Consider the following 17,715-nt stretch of genomic DNA (forward strand, 5'->3'; position numbering starts at 1 on the left):
GATGCCGCCGCGCATCCTCTACCTCGCGACCGCGGACGCGCGCGGCCACCTGATGCGTGCGCAGCTGCTGGCCCATGCGTTGCGCGCAGCCGGCGCGCAGGTGCAGGTGCTCACCACCTCGGACGAAGGCGCGCGCTTTCTCGCCGGCTTCGGCATCGATGCGCCAGTGCTCTCGCGGCATTACGCGGTGCAGTTCGACACGCAGCAGAACATGCTGCGCCGCGAAACCGACCGCAACGTGGCGCACTACATGTTCCGCCCCGAACGCATGCTGCGCGACGTGTGGCGGCTGCGCGCACGCTTTCGTGAAGCCGACCTGGTGGTGAACGACTCGTTCCACCCCGCGCTGCTGCTGATGGGCTGGCTGCCGTTCTGGCGGCGCAAGGTCGTGCACGTGTACGGCGCCAGCCTGCGCCGCGCGCTCGAAACCAATTTCAAGGGACGGATGCCCGGCGCGATTGCAAAGCTGTTCGGCGGCATCGTGGCGTGGCAGATCGACCGCAGCCTCGCGCGCATCGAGCACGACTTCGCTTATGGCGAGCCGCAGCACGACGGCCACGGCCGCCACCGGCTGGCCACGCCGGTCGCGGTGGTCGATGCGGTGGACCACAGCGAAGCGGCACAGCGCGCGGCTGCCGTGTACCTCAACCCGCATTTCCAGGAGCCGGCGCTTGCCGACGGCCTCGAACAGGGTCTTGCCGACGCGGGCGTGCCAGCACATCTCGTCGGCGAAGGCTATGCCCACAGGCCGCACTGGCATGCGCGCGACGAGCACTGGATAGAGGCGGCAGCGCACAGCGCGTTCATCGTTTCAGCGCCGGGCATGGCGGCGCTGTCTATCGCAGCGGTCTACCGCAAACCGATCCTGCTGCTGCTGACCGACCAGCCGGAGCAGGCGATCAACGCGGGGCGCGCGGCGCAGCTTGGTCTGGCGCATCGTGTGGTGGTGTGGCGCGGTGATGCGCCGAAGTTTGCGCGGGCTGTGGCTGCCGCGGCCGGCGAATTGCTTGCACTGCCGGCTAGCGTGGCGGATGCCACTGCGGGGCGACAGGGGGCCATCGAACGGCTCCGGCACTGGACTACGCTGCTGTACGGCCTTGCCTCGACAGCTACCCGATAACCCCACGCGCCGTATCGATCAACGCGCGAAACGCCCGCGTCATCGCACGCACCGGATGCATCTCGGACCATTGCTTCGCTGTCGTCTTCGGCGGCGCGGAGATCACTCCCCGGCCCATGCGCAGCGACACCTGCAGCTTCCTGATGGTGAAGGCCGGTTGGGCCATGCGGCGCCCCGTGCCGGCGGCCACGACGAACTGCAGCACCAGGCACTTGCGTCCCGCCGTCGGTTCGATCTCGAACACCAGACTGCGCCGCCGCGCGCCAGTGCCGCGCTGACCCGGCAGCACCGTGCCGTCGAACATGGCGAGCACGCTGGTGGTCTTGGCGTTGCTGCGGTAGTCGATGCTCACCTCGAGCCGGTACGGCCGCTGGTGCGACAGCACAGGTGACTGCGCCAACGAAGGCAGGGGAATGACGAGGCAGGCCAGTTCGCCCTCGCTGCGCGCGCCATCGCCGTCGAAGCCCGCCCAGCCATGACTGAGCCAGCTCATCGCGGGGCTGCCGGGATGGAACAGGTAGGAACGGCCCATCTGCAGCTCGGCCACTTCGGGCAGGCCTTGTGTCTGGTCGTCGAGGCCCCAGCGCGTGAGGAAGGCGCGGTCGATCGCCGCTTCGGGCCAGGCCGTGAGGCTCGGCCTGGCATTGTTGTTGTCGCCGGCGCCGCAGGCCGCGGCCATGAAATCCATCGCGCCCAGCGCGGCGCCCACTGGGATCCAGTCTGAGCAGGTCTCGGGCAGCAACCCGGCCGCATTGCGGTCGGCGCGGATCAGCGCGTGCGCGGGCTTGCGAAAGTAGCGCGCCTCGGTCAGCACACTCGACGACAGGCTGGATGCGAAATGCACATTGGCAGCCGACAGCAGCGCATACGTGTTCTCCCGCGTCCACGCCACATTGGGAATGGCGCGCGCGATGGGCGCCAGGTCGTGCAGCGCGCTCTCGTAAGGGTGCGGCTTGATGACCAGCAGGTCGACGCTGTTCGCCAGCTCGCGAAGTGGCGCGATCACGCTGGCCGGGTGCATGGTGCGCCCACCGCTGACCAGCGACAGGTCGACCAGGCTCTGCCCGAAGAACAGGCCTACGCGCAGCCGCGGATCGAACAGCGAGGCCGCGCCGTGGCGCGCGAAGCGGCCCTTGAGCGCGCTCGCGTGGTTCCAGAACAGCTCTTCGTCCACGCGGCGCGCCAGCAGCGCGGCTTCGATCACGGGGTCATTGGTGCGCGCGCAGAAGTGCAGATGCTCGGTGAAGCGGCGCGGATCGATCTCGATGTCCAGGTAGCTCGCGCCGCTGCGGTCTATGCACTGCTGCAGCGCGGGCGTGAGGCCCCAGCCGATCACGAGGCAGCCGGGGTCGAACATCGGCAGGCCCTCGCGCCCGGCCAGCGGCAACAGGTTGGCGATGCAGGCGCGCGCCCAGCCGGCCGGGGTGCAGGGCAGCTCCAGCCGGTCCATCAGGCGCTCGACGTCGATGCGGCCGCCTTCCGACAGCGGCGTGATCTCGCGCACCGGCAGGCCCAGGCGGCCCAGCGCGGTGTCGAAGAAGCCCCGGAGGAAGCGCCGGTTGGCGGCGTGATACTGCAGCCCGTTGGCTGGAGAGCGGAAGAAGTCGTCCGCAAAAATGACGTGGTGGAACCGGCTCGTGGTCATGGGTCTCGGGAGGACCGGCCTGCCCCTTGCAACCCGCCTCGCCGACCTTTTCTGTGCGATGCGCCAATCTAGGCAGCGACTCTTAGTTCAAAGTGAGGAAGGCTCGGCACATGCGCAAAGTTGCCGTAAAGGACCGGCTCAGTCGAGCGAGAGATTGAGATCGCGGATCAGCGGATGCCAGCGCGCCGACTCGCCCTGCAGCAGCGCCGCGAACTGCGAAGGCGCATCGCCCACTGGCTCGACACCGAACTCGGCAAGCTTGCGCAGCACGGCGGGGTTGTGGATGGCGCTGGCCACCGACTGCTGCAGCCGCGTCACGATCTCGCCCGGGGTGTTGGCGGGCACCACCAGGCCCATGAACGCGGCAGCTTCGACGCGCGGCATGCCTAGCTCGGCAAAGGTGGGTACGTTGGGCAGTTCCTTCAGCCGCTGCGGGTGCGCCACCGCCAGCGCGCGCAGCTTGCCACCCTGGATGAAGCGGCGCGACGCGGCCAGGTCGCACATCAGCACCGGCAACTGGCCGCCCGCCACGTCGGCCAGCGCGGGCGCGGCGCCGCGGTAGGGCACGTGCACCATCTCCAGCCCGGCTTCGCGTTCGAGCAGCTCCATCGCCAGGTGCTGCGGACTGCCGGTGCCGGCCGAGGCAAAGCTGACCTTGCCAGGAAAGGCGCGCGCATCGTCGATGAAGGCGCGCGCGTCCCTCACACCGCTGGAAGGGCCTACCAGCAGCACCATCGGCAGCCGGCCCAGCAGGGTGACGGGCGCGAAGTCGCGCGAGGGGTTGTAGCTGAGGTTGCGATACAGCGCGGGGTTGAACACCAGCGTGCCGTTGTCGGCCGACAGCAGCGTGTAGCCGTCGGCCGGGGCGCGTGCGGCCTCGATGGCGCCGAGCGCGGTGTTGCCGCCTGCGCGGTTCTCGATGATCACCGGCTGCCCCGCGTCGATGGCGAGTTGCGTGCCGATGGTTCGCGCGACGATGTCGGCGCCGGCCCCCGCGGGGTAGGGCACGATCCAGCGGATCGGCTTGGCGGGGTATGCGGCCTGCGCCTTCGCTGCGCGGGGCAATCCCGTGGCCGCGAGGGCGGCCACTGCCAAGAGGTCCAGGAGGTGCAGCAGCAGCGGTCGACGGGTCATGGACGACTGTCTCCGGGGGAGATACCAGCCGCGATGTTAGGCCGGGTCGCGTGTTCGTGTGAAAGGCGCGTCGATCAGGGCGCGACGGGGTTTCCGGGCGTGCCGATTTCGCGGGCCGAGGCCGCGGCGGCAGCCACGGCCGGGGTGCGGTACTTGATGTTCACGGCGGGCGCCGGAGGCTCCGGTGGCGGACGCGTGATCTTGACGAGGGGCGGCCGGGCCGGTGCCGCGGTGCGTGCCACCGAGGAGGCAGCGGGTGCCTGGGCCGCAGCAGCAGGAGTGGCGATGGGCGTGAACGGATCGGCAGGTGTCGAATAGCGCACGGGGACAACCGTCGCCGGCGTTCCCGCAGGGGTCGGCGCCGAAGCCACGGGTGCTACAGGTGCCACAGGTGCAGCGGCCGGAGCGACCGCCACAGCAGCGGGAGCCGCAGGCGCGGCCTTGGGGTCATAAAGCACAGCGCCCTTGCTGACCCCCGTGGCCACCGGCCCCACGCCGACACCCACGCCGGCCGAGCCCGACACCTGCCCGCCGTTGTTCACGGCCACGCCCGCACCGAGCGGACCGAAGCCGGTGTTGAGCCCCACCGAGAAATTGCCGTCCTTGGTGGCGCCCAGCCCCAGCGAGAGTCCGGGCACCAGCGGAATGCCGACGTGATAGTGAGAACAGCCGCCCGTCAGAAGCAACAGCAGCGCCGCCGGAACGACGGCTGCTGCACGAGGGACGCGCGGCCGGTCGTTCACACCAGCAGCGCGTTGACGCGCCTCACGTAGGCGGCCGGGTCGGCCGGCAGCCCGCCTTCGGCGAGCAGCGCCTGGTCGAACAGGATGTTCGCGAGATCGTCGAAATGCGACGAGCCTTCGAGCTTCTTCACCAGCGGATGCTCGGCGTTCACTTCGAGCACCGGCTTCAGTTCGGGCGCGGGCTGGCCGGCCTGCTTGAGCATGCGCGCGAGCTGCGTGCTCATGCCGCCGTCCTGCACCACGAGGCAGGCGGGCGAGTCGACCAGGCGGGTGGTCACGCGAACGTCTTCGGCCTTGTCCTTCAGGGCTTCCTTGAGCTTCTCGAGCATGGGCTTGAACGACTCGGCGGCTTCCTCGGCGGCCTTCTTCTCGGACTCGTCCTGCAGCTTGCCGAGATCGACCGCGCCCTTGGCCACGCTCTGCATCGGGGTGCCGTCGAACTCGTTCAGGTAGTTCAGCGCCCACTCGTCGACACGGTCGGTCATGAGCAGCACCTCGATGCCCTTCTTCTTGAAGACTTCGAGCTGCGGGCTGTTCTTGGCGGCGGCGAGGGTGTCGGCCGTGATGTAGTAGATCGCGTCCTGGCCTTCCTTCATGCGCGCCTTGTAATCGGCAAAGCTCACGCCCACCGCGTCGGTGGTGGTGGAGGCATAGCGCAGCAGCTTGGCGATGCGGTCACGGTTGCCCATGTCTTCGCCCAGGCCTTCTTTCAGCACCGCGCCGAACTCGGCGTAGAACTTGGCGTACTTGCCGGATTCATCGGCAGCCGCGGCAGCAGTTTCGGCCGCAGTGGGCGTGTTCTTGTCGACGACATCGGTCACGCCTTCGGTCGGTTCAGGCGCCGGCACCGATTCGCCGGAGCCCACGTCGATCTTGCCCTCGCCGCTCTCGGGCGCGGTCTTCTGCTTCTTCGCCAGGTCTTCCAGCATGCCGAGCACGCGCTTGGTGCTGCCTTCGCGGATCGCCTTCACGTCGCGGCTTTCCTGCAGCAGTTCGCGGCTCACGTTCAGCGGCAGGTCGGCCGAGTCGATCACGCCCTTGACGAAGCGCAGGTAGCTGGGCATCAGCGCCTCGGCGTCGTCCATGATGAAGACGCGCTTCACGTAGAGCTTCACGCCCGCGCTCTTGTCGCGGTTCCACAGGTCGAACGGGGCCTTGGCCGGGATGTACAGCAGCTGCGTGTACTCGGTGCTGCCTTCGACGCGATTGTGGCTCCAGGCGAGCGGGGCCTCGTAGTCGTGGCTGATGCTCTTGTAGAACTCTTCGTACTGCTCGGTGGTGATGTCCTTCTTGGGGCGGCTCCACAGGGCGTTGGCCTTGTTGACGGTTTCCCACTCGCCGGTCTTCACCATGTCGCCGGGCTGGTCGTTCTCGCCGTCCTTCCACTCTTCCTTTTCCATCAGGATGGGCAGGGAGATGTGGTCGGAGTACTTGCCGACGATCTGCTTGATCTTCCAGGCGTTGAGGTATTCGTCAGCGTCGTCGCGCAGGTGCAGCGTGATGCTGGTGCCGCGCTCTGCGCGCGTGATGTCGGCCACCTCGAAGTCGCCGGCGCCGCCGCTGGCCCAGCGCACGCCCTGGTCGGCCGGCAGGCCGGCGCGGCGCGATTCGACGGTGATCTTGTCGGCCACGATGAAGCCCGAATAGAAGCCCACGCCGAACTGGCCGATGAGCTGTGCGTCGGCTTTCTGGTCGCCGCTGAGCTTGTTCATGAAGTCTTTTGTGCCGCTCTTGGCGATGGTGCCGAGGTTGTCGATGGCCTCCTGGCGCGACAGGCCGATGCCCTTGTCGGTGATGGTGATGGTGCGCGCGGCCTTGTCGAAGCTCAGGCGCACGTCGAGCTCTGGCTGGTCTTCATACAGCTCGGGGTGGTCGAGCGCCTCGAAGCGCAGCTTGTCGCACGCGTCCGATGCGTTCGAGATCAGCTCGCGCAGGAAGATTTCCTTGTTCGAATACAGCGCATGCGTGACGAGGTGCAGCAGTTGCGCGACTTCAGCCTGGAAGGGGAGTTTGGTTTTGGAGGAATCAGCCATGGAAAGAGAAATATCGAAGCCAAAAAATTCTATGCCGGGCACGGCGTCCATGCGGTGACGCTGTGCCAACTTCTTCAAATGGGTGGTCTTTCGACCTCATCAAGAGGCAAATGGGGTCGAAAGGCTCCATTTTGCGCACCCCTGAAGGCGTAAGACCAACGTTCTCGCCCGGGGAAGCCTTCCGGGTCACGAAATATTAACGGTCGTCAACACTTCTGAAATATCCTGCGCTGATCCGGAACAGGGCCGCAACACCCGGGAGACAAAACAGGGATGTCGCCAGATGATTCGAATGACGCCGTGGACCGTACCCGGTCCCGCCGGAGCCCTGTGGCATCCGAGGGGCGCACTCGTGTGGCTCGAATGCACGACCGCCCTGGCATGGCTGTCCTGCGCGCAGGCGCAGGCCGAGCCCCAGAAACCCCAGGCCGTGGCTGACGCACGCATCGAGACCCTCGACCGTGCACAGGCGGAGCAAGCGCGGCTGAAGGCGCTCGTCGACTCCGCGCCCAAGGCCTACGAAGACCGCTTCGAGACTCTCGATGCCGATACCGCGGCGGCCGACGCAACGCCCGAAGCCGAGCAGCCGCAGGGTTATCGCGCCTGGCTGGTGGAAAGCCGCATCGGCTTCGGCGACGCCACGACCACCGGCTACGGCCGCCAGCGCGCGACCGAGTTCGGCCAGCGTTTCGAGTACCGGCGCGAAACCCTCAACTACGGCGAGTTCGTTCTGCAGGCCGACGGCCGCCACCTGGGCGGCGACAACAGCGCGAGCGGCATCGGCATCGGCTCGCTGGGCTATGCGCGCGAGGCAACCAGCGGCCGCTTCACGCTGCGCAACCTCGGCTTTCCGCTGACCACGCAGACCTTCGCCGACACCGCCGTGGGCGACATCTACAGCGAAGTCACCGATGGCCTGGCGCGCAACTACAGGCTCACGCTGGGCTCGTCCACGGTGCGCGGCGCTTCGACGCGCATCTTCAGCACGGATCTCGACGTGCGCGCCGGCATCGGCCAGCGCGGCAACCTCACTGGCGGGCCGTACCCCGGCTTCGAGAAGAGCCAGGGCACGCTCGGCTGGCTCGGGGCCACGCTGCGCCTGGGCGATCCATGGTTCGCCTCGTTCCAGCTCGACCAGGCGCGCGATATTCCGGCCTACTACATCGACCCCATCACGGCGATGGGGATCGGCCGCAAGGACGTCACGAGCTGGGCAACGTCGATCGGCTACGGCCGCGAGGTGGTGCGCGACGGCGACTTCAAGGCGCGCGCCACGCTGGTGGGTAGCCGGGTGAATTCACCCACGCCGGGTGTGGCAACCGGCAACTCGCAGGGCCTCTTCATCGAGGCGAGCGCGCGCACCGGCCTGTACCGCCATGAATTCGGCATCTACACCGCGCGGCCCAACCTGTACTTCGGCGACTACGCGCTGGCGACCGGCACGCGCGGCGCGTACTGGCGCGTGGACCGCAACACCAGCCGCATGAGCTGGGGCGCCGGCCTGGACTACGAGCGCGCGGCGCCGGACACCAGCTTCCATCTCTCGGGCTACCGGCGCTTCGGCGCGAGCGGCAATTTCCAGTACCTGTTCGACCGCTACAACTCCGTCGGCGGCAGCCTGAGCGCGTACCGCACGCGCTACGACGGGCTGCCGGACGGCGGCACCGCCAACGCCATAGCGAGCGGCGATGGGCGCAGCCTCTACGGCAGCGCCTTCTACCAGACCCGCTTCTTCGACTGGCCGCGCAGCCGCTTCACGCTGACGGTGCGGCGCAACGAGCTGATCGTGCTCGGCGACAGCGCCGCCACCGGCCAGGAAGTGCAGTGGGAGCAGGACTGGATCGGCGGGCGCTACGAGACGATGCGCCCCGAGCTCACCACCACCCTCGGCCATGCGCGCGACAGCAGCGGCGGCACCACCCGCAGCTACCCGACGGCGGGCCTGCAATTCCGCTACTGGATCGACAGCGGCTTCAACGTCGGCGGCAACCTGCGCTACACCTCGCAAAGCGGCGGCCTCTACACCAGCCGCGGCCTGTCGGGCTCGCTCATGGCCGAGAAGGAGCTGGGCGCGGGCTGGCGCGTGGGCTTCATGGCCAACTTCAACCAGGCGCGCGCCTCGCTGCTGCCGACCTCTTACTCCGCACCCAATCTCTATCGCAGTAATGAGAAGACCGCCTACATCTATCTGCGCTGGGAGGGCAGCGCCGGCACGGCCTACCGGGCGGCGGGCATGCGCGGCGAGGGTGCGGGCGGCGGCAGCGTGTCGGGCCGCGTGTTCTACGACGCCAACCGCGACGGCGAGCAGCAGTCGGGCGAAGGCGGCGTGGCCGGCGTCGAGGTGCTGCTCGACGGCCGCTACCGCGCCATCACCGACCGCGACGGGCGCTTCGAATTTCCGCTGGTGACCACCGGCCGGCATCAACTGACGCTCACGCTCGAAAGCGTGCCGCTGCCCTGGGGCGCGGCCGGCGACACCGGAACGAGCGTGAACGTGCCGTTGCGTGGCCAGGCCACTGCCGCGATTCCCGTGGTCAAGGTGGGCGAATGAACCACGACACCGACCTTTCGATTTCTTTTTTTCCCCGCATACACAACCCCAAGGAGACTTCATGACCCGAAAACCCATTGCCCGCCTCGCGCTGGCCGCCTCGCTCACAGGCCTCGCCCTTGCCGGAGGACCCGCCATGGCCGAGAGCCAGTACGGCTCCGGCACGGGCACGATCACAGCGCAGGCCAAGGTGAACCTGAGCGTGACGGTGCCCAAGCTGATCCTGCTGCGCGTCGGCTCGACCAACACCACGGTCGACACGGTGACCTGGACTTCAGCCCTCAGCATTCCGGGCGTGCCCACCACGCCGGTGGTGGGCAACAACACCAACGTGGACTGGAACGGCGCGGCGCCCACCGTCACGACCACGTCCGCCGCGAGCACGCTCACCGTGTACGCCTGGACCAACGCCGGCGCCGGCACCATCAACTGCGCCATGGGCGCCTGGGCGCCCCTCACGGGCGGCCCGACGAACGCGGACTTCACGGTCACCGCAACGGGCACGCTGCCTCATCCGGGCGCCAACCTCGGCGCCTGCGCCTCGACCTCGTTCCCCTCGAACGCGGTCGCCACCGGCACCTGGGCCTACTCGCTGGGTGGCACGCCCGCCGGCTGGGCTGCGAACACGTACACGAACACCATCACGTACACAGCCCAGGGCATTTGATGACGCGCAGCCGCCGATGCCAGGCGATCGCCACGACGGCGCTCGTGGCGGCGGCGAGCCTCGCCCCGCCCGCCCACGCCGTCATCACCACGGTGACCGACACGGGCAGCAGCTACGGCCTGACCCTGCGCGTGGGATCGCCCGGCGCGACCATCGACACGGTGGCCTTCAGCGTGACCGGCGCCAACGCCGGGCTGACCCCCACGGCCGTGACCGGCACGCCGACCATCGACGTCTGGGTGATGCCGGTGCGCCCCATAGCCAACACCACGGTGGCACGGCCGGTGACGCTGCGCGTCGATTCTTCCGCCGCGCTGACCTGCCAGTCGGGCGGCTGCGGCGCCACGACCATTCCCTTCAGCAAGATCAGCTGGGTGGCCACGAACAACAGCAATGCCGCCTCGGGCGACATCCAGAACGGCCGCTTCACCGCCGCCGCCAACCAGTCGATCGCGAGCTACGACGCGAACGCCACCTTCTGCGTCGGCCTGCTCGGCCTGCCCTGCGTCCTGGGCGTCGGCACCTGGACCTACCTGTCGCGCAACGTGACCGCCACGCGGCTGCAGTTCTCCTACGACAACGACGTTGTGTACCCGGGCGGCAACTACAAGGGCACCGTGCGCTTCACGGCCTCGATGGAATGACCTCCCCGCGCCTTCGCCGATGGCCAGCCGCAGCACTGCTGCTCTGCGGTGCAGCGCTCGCCCCCGCGTGGGCAGCGGTCGCCCGGCTCGACGACTCGGCCTCCCCGCGCGCGCAGGTGCGCAGCGATTTCAGCAACGCCCAGGGGATGGACGGCAACATGGTCGTGCTGCCCCTCGGGCGCATCGAGTACCGGCTGGCCACCGCCCCCCATGTGGGCCGGCGCGCGCGCATCTTCTATGTGATTCCGTCGATGGTCGCGGGCCTGCGCTCGCCGGCCGGAATGCAGGTGCAATGGCGCGGCAACGGCGCCTTCGCAAGTGGCAGCGGCCGGCCCGGCGACCGGGTGCAGGTGTGGAACGGCGTGGTCCAGGCGCCATGGATGAACGAGACCTTCGAGTTGACGCTGCGCGTCGACCCCCGCGAGCTGCGCATGCCTTCGGGCTCGGCGCTGAGCTTCGAGTCGTTCTTCGAAATCGAAACCCTGCCATGAACGTTTTTCTCTCTCCCTCTTCTCTCGTCCTCCTGCTGCTGGCAGTGGCCGGCGCCGCAACGGCCGCGCCCTTCGAGCTGGCCGTCACGCCGTCGCGCTTCGAACTCTCGGGCAAGGCCGGCGCGCGCCTGGGGCAGTCGCTCGACATCCACAACCTGGCGCCGACCGCCACCGAGGTGACGATGCGCACCATCGACTGGAGCTATTCGGCCGAAGGCAACATCGGCTACCACGACGAGCTGCTGCCCGGCAGCTGCAGGCCGTGGGTGGTGCTGGAGCGGCGCAGCGTTTCGGTGCCGGCGCGCAGCAAGAAGGCGTTCCGCTTCCAGGTCGATCCGCCGGCCGACGCGCCACGCGGCGAGTGCCGCTTCATGATCGCCATCGAGGGCACGGAGCCGGCGCAGCAGACCGTCATCCAGAGCGGCGGCGCCAGCCTGAGCCTGCCGGTCACGGGCCGCATCGCGGTGGCGGTGTACGTCATGCTCAACGGCGCCGAGCCCAAGCTCGAAATCAAGCAGATTGCCAGCGGAGAAACAAACGGCGCACGCCGCACGCTGGTGACCGTGAGCAACACTGGCGACGCGCACGGCCGGCTCGAAGGCAGCCTGGACGCCACCGACAGCAAGGGCCGCGCTTTCGAGCTGGTGCCCGAAGGCACCCCCATCCTGCCGGGCCAGACGCGCACGCTGGCACTGGTGCCCAAGGGCGAGAGCGGCCAGCCCGCGCCGCAGCCCGCCTACCCGGTCAAGGCCAGCGGTACGCTGGACTGGGACAAGGGCAGCTTCAAGGTGGACATGGAGCTCAAGTGACGCACCGTATAGGCCCCCTGGCAGGCACGTTCTCGGGCCTGCTCGCCACGGCCGTCGGCATGGCGCCGATGGGGGCCACGCACGCCGCATCGAGCACCGTCGGCCCGAGCGCCTCGGTGCCGCTGACCACCGGGTTGGTGAACCTCGACTTCACGATCGCCATCGACAAGTTCATCTTCTTTCGCATCGGAGACGGCGCGTGGCCCACGCCGGGCGGCACCACGAGCACGGTGAGCTTCGTGCTGACGCCGTCGATCCCGGGCGGGCCCACCACGCCGGTCGCGGGCAACAACACGCCTGTGAACTGGAGCGGCGCGGCTCCGACCTTCAGCGTCACGCCGAGCGGCAACGCGCTGCCGGTCGAGGTGCGCAGCAATGCGGGGCAGGTCACGCTGCGGGCAGCCGCGACCGCGCCGCTCACGAGCGGGGCAAACACGATCCCGCTGTCGGAGATCACGATCGCCAGCAGCGACAGCAACCTGCCCGCGCCGCCGATTCCCAACTCGGGCACGGGCACCACGGTCAATGTCGTGGGCACCAGCTTCGCCAACCTCGTCACCCAGCGCACCGCGACCTGGACCTTCTCGTACGCAAACCTGGCCAGCCGCACCGCCGGCACCTACACCGGGCAAGTCACCTTCACGGCCAGTTCGCCCTGATTGGCTCTTTCCGGCGTGCAAGTCAGCTGGCGCTGGGATCGCTCGCCAAAGCTGCGCGGTGGATCTTTTCCTTCACCCCTCCAGGAGCTTTGCATGAACAACAAGAAATCCCGCGTGCTGTGCGTCGCAGCCTTCCTCGGGCTCGCCTCGCTCGGCGCGCAGGCACAGGTTCCGGCCGATGCGCCCGCCGGCACCACCGTGCAATGCAAGGACGGCAGCTACGCATCGCCCGACACCAAGTCCGGCGCCTGCCGTGGTCACAAGGGCATCAAGACCTGGTTCGGCAAGGCCGCGCCGGCTGCTGCCGGTGCTGCGGCGGCAACTGCGCCGGCCGCAGCGGCTGCGCCCGCACCCGCGGTCGAGACCCAGTCGGCGAAGGTCGACAAGACCGGTGTGGCGCCGAGCACCGGCACGGCCACCAGGACGCCGGGCTCGCCCGACCTCACGAAGATGGCGGCCGCGCCCGGTGGCGGCGCAGGCAAGGTGTGGGCGAACGACGAGACCAAGGTCTATCACTGCATGGGCGACCGCTACTACGGCAAGACCAAGAAGGGCGAGTACCTGAGCGAGGCCGATGCCAAGGCCAAGGGCATGCACGCGTCTCACAACAAGACCTGCACGTCCTGAAGGGCTCCTTCCCCTGCACGTCCTGAAGGGCTCCTTCCAGAAACACCGCGGAACCGGCTTTGCCGGGCCGCTGGTGTTGCCCCCGGTAGGGGGTTGGCGCAGCGACACGAAGTGCGCGAAGCCTGGGGGCGAGCCCTACCTCGGCTGTGACTCCACTTCTCGCGTCCAGCGGTCGATCAGGCGCTTGCGCTCGGCTGCCTTGCCGTACTTCTCGAAGTCGTACTTGATGAGCTTCACGTCGGCCATCGACGGGATGCGCGGGTCGGGTTTGAAGGTCTTGTTGGCCGGCGACTGCAGGCTGCCCGACTGCCCGCCGATGGCCTGGCCCGCGGGGCTCATGAGCCAGTCGTAGTAGCGCCTGGCGTTCTCCTTGTTGCGCGCGCCTTTCACGAGCGCGATGCCGCCGATCTCGTAGCCCGTGCCTTCGCAGGGCGCGGCCGTCTTCACGGGAAATTTGTCGTAGCGCCAGCGCTCGAAGCCGAAGATGAAGCTCACGCCGATGGCCACTTCGCCCTTGGCCACGTTGGGCGCCTGGGCCTGGCCGCTGCGGGTGTAGCTGGTGACGTTCCGGTGCAGCTTCTTCAGGTACTCGAAGGCCGCTTCTTCACCCATCTGCTGCACCAGGCCCGCGATGATGGTGTAGGCCGTGCCGCTGGATGCCGGGTGCGAGATCTCGATCTCGCCCCTGTATTCGGGTTTGATCAGGTCGGCCCAGCACCTGGGCTCGTGCAGCTTCTTTTTCTTGAGCAGGTCGGTGTTGAAGCCGAAGCCGATGGCACTGGTGTAGAAGCCACCCACCATGTTCTGCGACAGCGCGTACTGGCGCACCGCCCAGTCGTGCAGGTCGTTGATGTAGGCCGGGCGGTAGGGTTCGAGCAGGCCCTGCTCGGCGGCCTGCAGGAACGGGTCGCCGGTGCCACCCCACCAGATGTCGGTCTTGGGGTTGGCGGCTTCCGCGCGCAGCTGCGCGCCGATTTCACCTGTGCCCTTGTGGGCCTGCTGCACCTTGATGCCGGTTTCGCGCGTGAAGGCGGTGGCCGCCGCCTCGCACCAGCCCGCGTCGGTGCTGCACAGCGCGTTGACGGTGCCTTGCGCCGCGGTGTTCGACATCCCCAGCAGGGCCGCCGTGGCAATGCATGCGGCGGTGGCGATGTGTCGGACGGCAAAAGGATGCATGCGCGGATCTCCTCGTTCGTTGTTTGAACGCGCAGGATAGCGTCCGCTTCAGCGCGCGGCCAGCAGCGGCGGCAGGTGCTCGGCGAGCCAGTCGATCACCACCCGCGTCTTCAGCGGCAGGTAGCGGCTGCGCGGGCGGACCACGTGCAGCGCGAAGCCGAAGGGCCGCGGCTCGTCGAACACGCGCACCAGCGTGCCTGCCGCGAGCGCATCGGCCGCGAGCCATGCCGGCAGGCGCGCGAGGCCCATGCCGCCGATGGCTGCTTCGAGCAGCACCTCGGCGCTGTCGCAGCGCAGCCTTGAAGGCAGCGTCACGTCGACAAGACGGCCCTCGGTGTCGTGGAAGCGCCAGGACGAGATCTGGCCGTCGCGCGCATAGAGCACGGCCTCGTGCGGCCCCGTCAGGTCGTCGATGTTCGCGGGATGCCCATGTTCGGCCAGGTAGGCGGGCGAGGCGCACAGCGCCATCCATTGCATGCCGACCGGCCGGGCGGCCAGTTCCGCGCTGTCGGCGAGTTCGCCGCTGCGGATGGCCAGGTCGAGCCCCTCTTCCACGAGATCCACGCGCCGGTCGTTGAACGAGAGTTCGAGCGACAGCTGCGGATGCCGGCGCGCCAGCGCCAGCAGCAGCGGCCCGACCTTCAGCCGACCGAGCATCGCCGGCATGCTCAGGCGCACGAGGCCCGAGGCGGTGCTGCGCGCGGCGTCGGTCACGGCTTCGGCCGCCTCGAGCTCAGCCAGCACGCGACGGCAGCGCTCGTAGTAGCCGTGGCCTTCCTCGGTGAGGCTCTGGCTGCGCGTGGTGCGCAAAAAGAGCCGCGTGTTCAGGCGCGCTTCGAGCCGCGCGATGCTCTTGGCGACGGCCGAGCGCGTGACATGCAGGCGCTGCGCCGCCAGCGCGAAGCTGCCCGCCTCCGCCGCCGCGACGAATTCCTCGATGCCTTGCAGACGTTGACCCATTGGAGACTTTCAAGCGCCAGTGAAAGGAAAATTATCCGTCACCGGGTATCTCGCATCGTCAATAGCATGAAGGCTCCTCTTTTTCCCTCTCGCGGAGTCCTTTGATGCATGACCCTCGAACGCTGCGCCGCTGGCAGCTCCCCACGCTCGGCCGCGCCCACCTTGAACAGGTGGAAGCAGCACTGCCCGTGCCGGGCGCGAACCAGATCCTCGTGAAGGTCGGCGCGGTGTCGCTCAACTACCGCGACCTGCTGATGATTCGCGATGGCATGGGCATGGCGCTCGACCTGCCCTTCACACCCGGCTCCGACATGGCGGGCACCGTGACGGCCATCGGCCCCGGCGTGACGCGCTTCGCCGTCGGCGACCGGGTCGTCAACACCTTCTGGGGCGGCTGGATCGACAGCCACTGGCACGCGGAGGCCACGCTCCTTGGCGGACCCGGCCCCGGCATGCTCGCCTCGCATGTGCTGCTCGACGCCACCTGGGCCGTGGCCGCGCCCACGACGCTGAGCCTGGCCGAAGCCAGCACGCTGCCGTGCGCAGGCCTCACCGCGTGGTTCGCGCTCGCCGAGACCGGTGCGCTGCGCGCGGGCGAGACGGTGCTGATCCACGGCACCGGCGGCGTCGCGCTGTTCTGCCTGCAGATCGCGCGGCTGCATGGCGCGCAGGCCATCGTCGTCACGGGCAGCGAAGACAAGCGCGCACAGGCGCTCGCACTCGGCGCCACGCACGTGCTGGCACGCGACGGCGACTGGCCCGCCGAAGTGCGCAGGCTCACGCAAGGCCGCGGCGCCGACCACGTGCTCGAACTCGCGAGCGGCCCCAACCTCGACCGCTCGCTGCAGGCCGTGAAGCAGGGCGGTCGCGTGTCGATCATCGGCATGCTCGGCGGCGAGACGCTGAGCGCGTCGTTCTATGCGATGGTGCTGGGCCGCGTGACGGTGCAGGGCATCGGCGTGGGCCACCGTCGCGCGCTCGAAGACCTGGTGCGCGCCGTCGATGCGAATGCGCTCAAGCCGGTGATTGCCGCGCAGCACGGCTTCGATGCGCTGCCCGCCGCGCTCGATCACCTCGAGCGCGGTGCGTTCGGAAAGATCGTCGTGACGCTCTGAACGAAGACGCAACGCAGTTGCGGCGCTGCACAAAAGCCGCGCCATCCGTGAACAGGTTCCGTTAGTACGAATTACACGCTCGACGCCCCCTCCTGGCGTTCCTAGAATCCGCCCGCGCACGGCCTCGTGCATTGCGCGCTTTCTCAACTTCAGGATGGAGAGTTATGGAACACAGTACCTACAAGAAATGGTCGGCCGAGTTCATTGGTACTTTCTGGCTCACGCTCGGAGGCTGCGGAAGCGCAGTTCTGGCAGCGGCCTTTCCGGGTGTCGGCATCGGCCTGCTCGGGGTCTCGCTGGCCTTCGGTCTCACGGTGGTGACGGGCGCCTATGCACTGGGCCCGATCTCGGGCGGGCACTTCAACCCGGCCGTGTCGATCGGCCTTGCGGCCGCGGGCCGCTTCAAGGCCTCGCAGCTCGCGGGCTACATCGTGGCGCAGGTGCTCGGCGCCATCGCGGCGGCCGGTGTGCTGTACCTCATCGCCACGGGCAAGCCGGGCGCTGACATCGGCGGCTTCGCCACCAACGGCTACGGCGAGCACTCGCCCGGCAAGTACGGCATGACGGCCGCATTGCTGTGCGAAGTGGTGATGACTGCCGTGTTCCTGATCGTGATCCTCGGCTCCACCGCCAAGCGCGCGGCCGGCGGCTTCGCGGGTCTTGCGATCGGCCTGTGCCTCACGCTGATCCACCTGATCTCGATCCCTGTGACCAACACTTCGGTGAACCCGGCGCGCAGCACGGGCCCGGCCCTGTTCGGGCCGTCCTATGCGGTGTCGGAACTGTGGCTGTTCTGGGCGGCGCCCATTGCGGGGGCCATCATCGGCGCGGTGATCTACCGCGCGCTACTCAGCAATGGCAACGACGACTGATCGCTGATCGTCGTCATCACCGGCAGCGCAGCTTCAGTTCAGCTGCCGCTGCCCGACTTCACCATCGGCAGTGAAGTCGATTGCCCGATCGGCTCGGTGCCGGTCGGGTGCGACGCCCCATAGGCGCCGGCCTGGATGTCGGCCACCGGCATCGTCGAGCTCATCGCGGGTGCGCTGGTCGACTGGCCCATTGGCTCGGTGCCGCTCGGACGGGCTGCGGCCATCGCGCCGGCCTGGACGTCCGGGTTCGCGGGCGAATTCATCTGCAGCGGATGGAAATCCGAACCATCGGTGGTTTCGGCCGATGCGGTGACGGCGCCCATGGCTGCCAGCGCAGCAAAGGAACCGACGGCGAGAAGCTTGAAGGAAGTGCGCATGACGTGTTCTCCTGATTGCAGGTTGTCCCCGGTCACGTGCCATCGCGCGAACTGCGCGTGGCAGGACCTGAGTGCACTCTAGGCACGCAGAC

Annotated in this window: 17 protein-coding genes; 10 read left to right on the forward strand and 7 right to left on the reverse strand. The window is 68.5% G+C overall.

Annotated features, from left to right (window positions below):
• Position 1: 1 nt before the first annotated feature.
• Positions 2-1,120, forward strand: coding sequence for a glycosyltransferase family protein (locus tag AC07O3_RS05790; RefSeq protein WP_495338809.1), 1,119 nt, complete (start codon positions 2-4; stop codon positions 1,118-1,120).
• On the opposite strand, the gene AC07O3_RS05795 is transcribed toward AC07O3_RS05790, so the two are convergent.
• From AC07O3_RS05795 to htpG, 4 genes are all read right to left on the reverse strand, one after another.
• The gene (locus AC07O3_RS05795; RefSeq protein ID WP_495338810.1) at positions 1,110-2,765 is read right to left on the reverse strand and encodes a hypothetical protein; all 1,656 of its coding nucleotides are present in this window, start codon (positions 2,763-2,765) and stop codon (positions 1,110-1,112) included. The genes AC07O3_RS05790 and AC07O3_RS05795 overlap by 11 nt on opposite strands.
• A 138-nt stretch (positions 2,766-2,903) precedes the next feature.
• Positions 2,904-3,899 (reverse strand): Bug family tripartite tricarboxylate transporter substrate binding protein, encoded by a 996-nt coding sequence (locus AC07O3_RS05800; RefSeq protein ID WP_495338811.1) that lies wholly within the window; start codon positions 3,897-3,899, stop codon positions 2,904-2,906.
• A gap of 74 nt (positions 3,900-3,973) precedes the next feature.
• Entirely contained in the window at positions 3,974-4,642 is a 669-nt protein-coding gene (locus tag AC07O3_RS05805; RefSeq protein ID WP_495338812.1) for a hypothetical protein, read from the reverse strand.
• Complete coding sequence (htpG, locus tag AC07O3_RS05810; RefSeq protein WP_495338813.1) at positions 4,639-6,675, reverse strand: molecular chaperone HtpG; 2,037 nt, start codon at positions 6,673-6,675, stop codon at positions 4,639-4,641. Before htpG ends, AC07O3_RS05805 begins: the two co-directional genes overlap by 4 nt.
• Before the next feature lie 292 nt (positions 6,676-6,967).
• On the opposite strand from htpG, the gene AC07O3_RS05815 reads away from it, so the two are divergent.
• From AC07O3_RS05815 to AC07O3_RS05845, 7 genes are all read left to right on the forward strand, one after another.
• Positions 6,968-9,226: an SdrD B-like domain-containing protein gene (locus AC07O3_RS05815; RefSeq protein WP_495338814.1), complete on the forward strand. Its 2,259-nt coding sequence runs from the start codon at positions 6,968-6,970 to the stop codon at positions 9,224-9,226.
• Positions 9,227-9,287: 61 nt separating this feature from the next.
• The gene (locus AC07O3_RS05820; RefSeq protein ID WP_097197740.1) at positions 9,288-9,893 is read left to right on the forward strand and encodes a hypothetical protein; all 606 of its coding nucleotides are present in this window, start codon (positions 9,288-9,290) and stop codon (positions 9,891-9,893) included.
• The gene (locus AC07O3_RS05825; protein ID WP_495338815.1) at positions 9,893-10,537 is read left to right on the forward strand and encodes a hypothetical protein; all 645 of its coding nucleotides are present in this window, start codon (positions 9,893-9,895) and stop codon (positions 10,535-10,537) included. Before AC07O3_RS05820 ends, AC07O3_RS05825 begins: the two co-directional genes overlap by 1 nt.
• Complete coding sequence (locus AC07O3_RS05830) at positions 10,534-11,028, forward strand: hypothetical protein (protein WP_097197738.1); 495 nt, start codon at positions 10,534-10,536, stop codon at positions 11,026-11,028. Before AC07O3_RS05825 ends, AC07O3_RS05830 begins: the two co-directional genes overlap by 4 nt.
• Complete coding sequence (locus AC07O3_RS05835; protein ID WP_093179772.1) at positions 11,025-11,837, forward strand: COG1470 family protein; 813 nt, start codon at positions 11,025-11,027, stop codon at positions 11,835-11,837. The genes AC07O3_RS05830 and AC07O3_RS05835 overlap by 4 nt, the downstream gene beginning before the upstream one ends.
• The gene (locus tag AC07O3_RS05840) at positions 11,834-12,496 is read left to right on the forward strand and encodes a hypothetical protein (protein ID WP_256216966.1); all 663 of its coding nucleotides are present in this window, start codon (positions 11,834-11,836) and stop codon (positions 12,494-12,496) included. Before AC07O3_RS05835 ends, AC07O3_RS05840 begins: the two co-directional genes overlap by 4 nt.
• Before the next feature lie 93 nt (positions 12,497-12,589).
• Positions 12,590-13,123: a DUF3761 domain-containing protein gene (locus tag AC07O3_RS05845; protein ID WP_495338816.1), complete on the forward strand. Its 534-nt coding sequence runs from the start codon at positions 12,590-12,592 to the stop codon at positions 13,121-13,123.
• A 135-nt stretch (positions 13,124-13,258) separates the two neighbouring features.
• On the opposite strand, the gene AC07O3_RS05850 is transcribed toward AC07O3_RS05845, so the two are convergent.
• Positions 13,259-14,299, reverse strand: coding sequence for an ABC transporter substrate-binding protein (locus AC07O3_RS05850; RefSeq protein ID WP_495338817.1), 1,041 nt, complete (start codon positions 14,297-14,299; stop codon positions 13,259-13,261).
• Between the two features lie 48 nt (positions 14,300-14,347).
• A complete protein-coding gene (locus AC07O3_RS05855; protein WP_495338818.1) occupies positions 14,348-15,259 on the reverse strand; it encodes a LysR family transcriptional regulator in 912 nt (303 codons plus the stop codon).
• A 104-nt stretch (positions 15,260-15,363) separates the two neighbouring features.
• Between AC07O3_RS05855 and AC07O3_RS05860 the strand changes: the two genes are divergently transcribed.
• Both AC07O3_RS05860 and aqpZ read left to right on the forward strand, forming a co-directional pair.
• Positions 15,364-16,374: a zinc-dependent alcohol dehydrogenase family protein gene (locus AC07O3_RS05860; RefSeq protein WP_495338819.1), complete on the forward strand. Its 1,011-nt coding sequence runs from the start codon at positions 15,364-15,366 to the stop codon at positions 16,372-16,374.
• Positions 16,375-16,538: 164 nt separating this feature from the next.
• Positions 16,539-17,246, forward strand: coding sequence for an aquaporin Z (gene aqpZ, locus AC07O3_RS05865; RefSeq protein WP_093058653.1), 708 nt, complete (start codon positions 16,539-16,541; stop codon positions 17,244-17,246).
• Positions 17,247-17,284: 38 nt separating this feature from the next.
• Here aqpZ and AC07O3_RS05870 read toward each other — a convergent pair whose 3' ends face one another.
• A complete protein-coding gene (locus AC07O3_RS05870; RefSeq protein ID WP_093080935.1) occupies positions 17,285-17,623 on the reverse strand; it encodes a hypothetical protein in 339 nt (112 codons plus the stop codon).
• Positions 17,624-17,715: the final 92 nt, after the last annotated feature.

It is taken from the genome of Variovorax sp. GW821-FHT09D05 (assembly GCF_059416325.1).

Bases quoted from the DNA above. Each gene is read 5' to 3' on its own strand.
- AC07O3_RS05790 (WP_495338809.1), top strand. From the start codon at position 2: ATGCCGCCGCGCATCCTCTACCTCGCGACCGCGGACGCGCGCGGCCAC.
- AC07O3_RS05795 (WP_495338810.1), bottom strand. From the start codon at position 2,765: ATGACCACGAGCCGGTTCCACCACGTCATTTTTGCGGACGACTTCTTC.
- AC07O3_RS05800 (WP_495338811.1), bottom strand. From the start codon at position 3,899: ATGACCCGTCGACCGCTGCTGCTGCACCTCCTGGACCTCTTGGCAGTG.
- htpG (WP_495338813.1), bottom strand. From the start codon at position 6,675: ATGGCTGATTCCTCCAAAACCAAACTCCCCTTCCAGGCTGAAGTCGCG.
- AC07O3_RS05815 (WP_495338814.1), top strand. From the start codon at position 6,968: ATGACGCCGTGGACCGTACCCGGTCCCGCCGGAGCCCTGTGGCATCCG.
- AC07O3_RS05820 (WP_097197740.1), top strand. From the start codon at position 9,288: ATGACCCGAAAACCCATTGCCCGCCTCGCGCTGGCCGCCTCGCTCACA.
- AC07O3_RS05825 (WP_495338815.1), top strand. From the start codon at position 9,893: ATGACGCGCAGCCGCCGATGCCAGGCGATCGCCACGACGGCGCTCGTG.
- AC07O3_RS05830 (WP_097197738.1), top strand. From the start codon at position 10,534: ATGACCTCCCCGCGCCTTCGCCGATGGCCAGCCGCAGCACTGCTGCTC.
- AC07O3_RS05835 (WP_093179772.1), top strand. From the start codon at position 11,025: ATGAACGTTTTTCTCTCTCCCTCTTCTCTCGTCCTCCTGCTGCTGGCA.
- AC07O3_RS05845 (WP_495338816.1), top strand. From the start codon at position 12,590: ATGAACAACAAGAAATCCCGCGTGCTGTGCGTCGCAGCCTTCCTCGGG.
- AC07O3_RS05850 (WP_495338817.1), bottom strand. From the start codon at position 14,299: ATGCATCCTTTTGCCGTCCGACACATCGCCACCGCCGCATGCATTGCC.
- AC07O3_RS05855 (WP_495338818.1), bottom strand. From the start codon at position 15,259: ATGGGTCAACGTCTGCAAGGCATCGAGGAATTCGTCGCGGCGGCGGAG.
- AC07O3_RS05860 (WP_495338819.1), top strand. From the start codon at position 15,364: ATGCATGACCCTCGAACGCTGCGCCGCTGGCAGCTCCCCACGCTCGGC.
- aqpZ (WP_093058653.1), top strand. From the start codon at position 16,539: ATGGAACACAGTACCTACAAGAAATGGTCGGCCGAGTTCATTGGTACT.
- AC07O3_RS05870 (WP_093080935.1), bottom strand. From the start codon at position 17,623: ATGCGCACTTCCTTCAAGCTTCTCGCCGTCGGTTCCTTTGCTGCGCTG.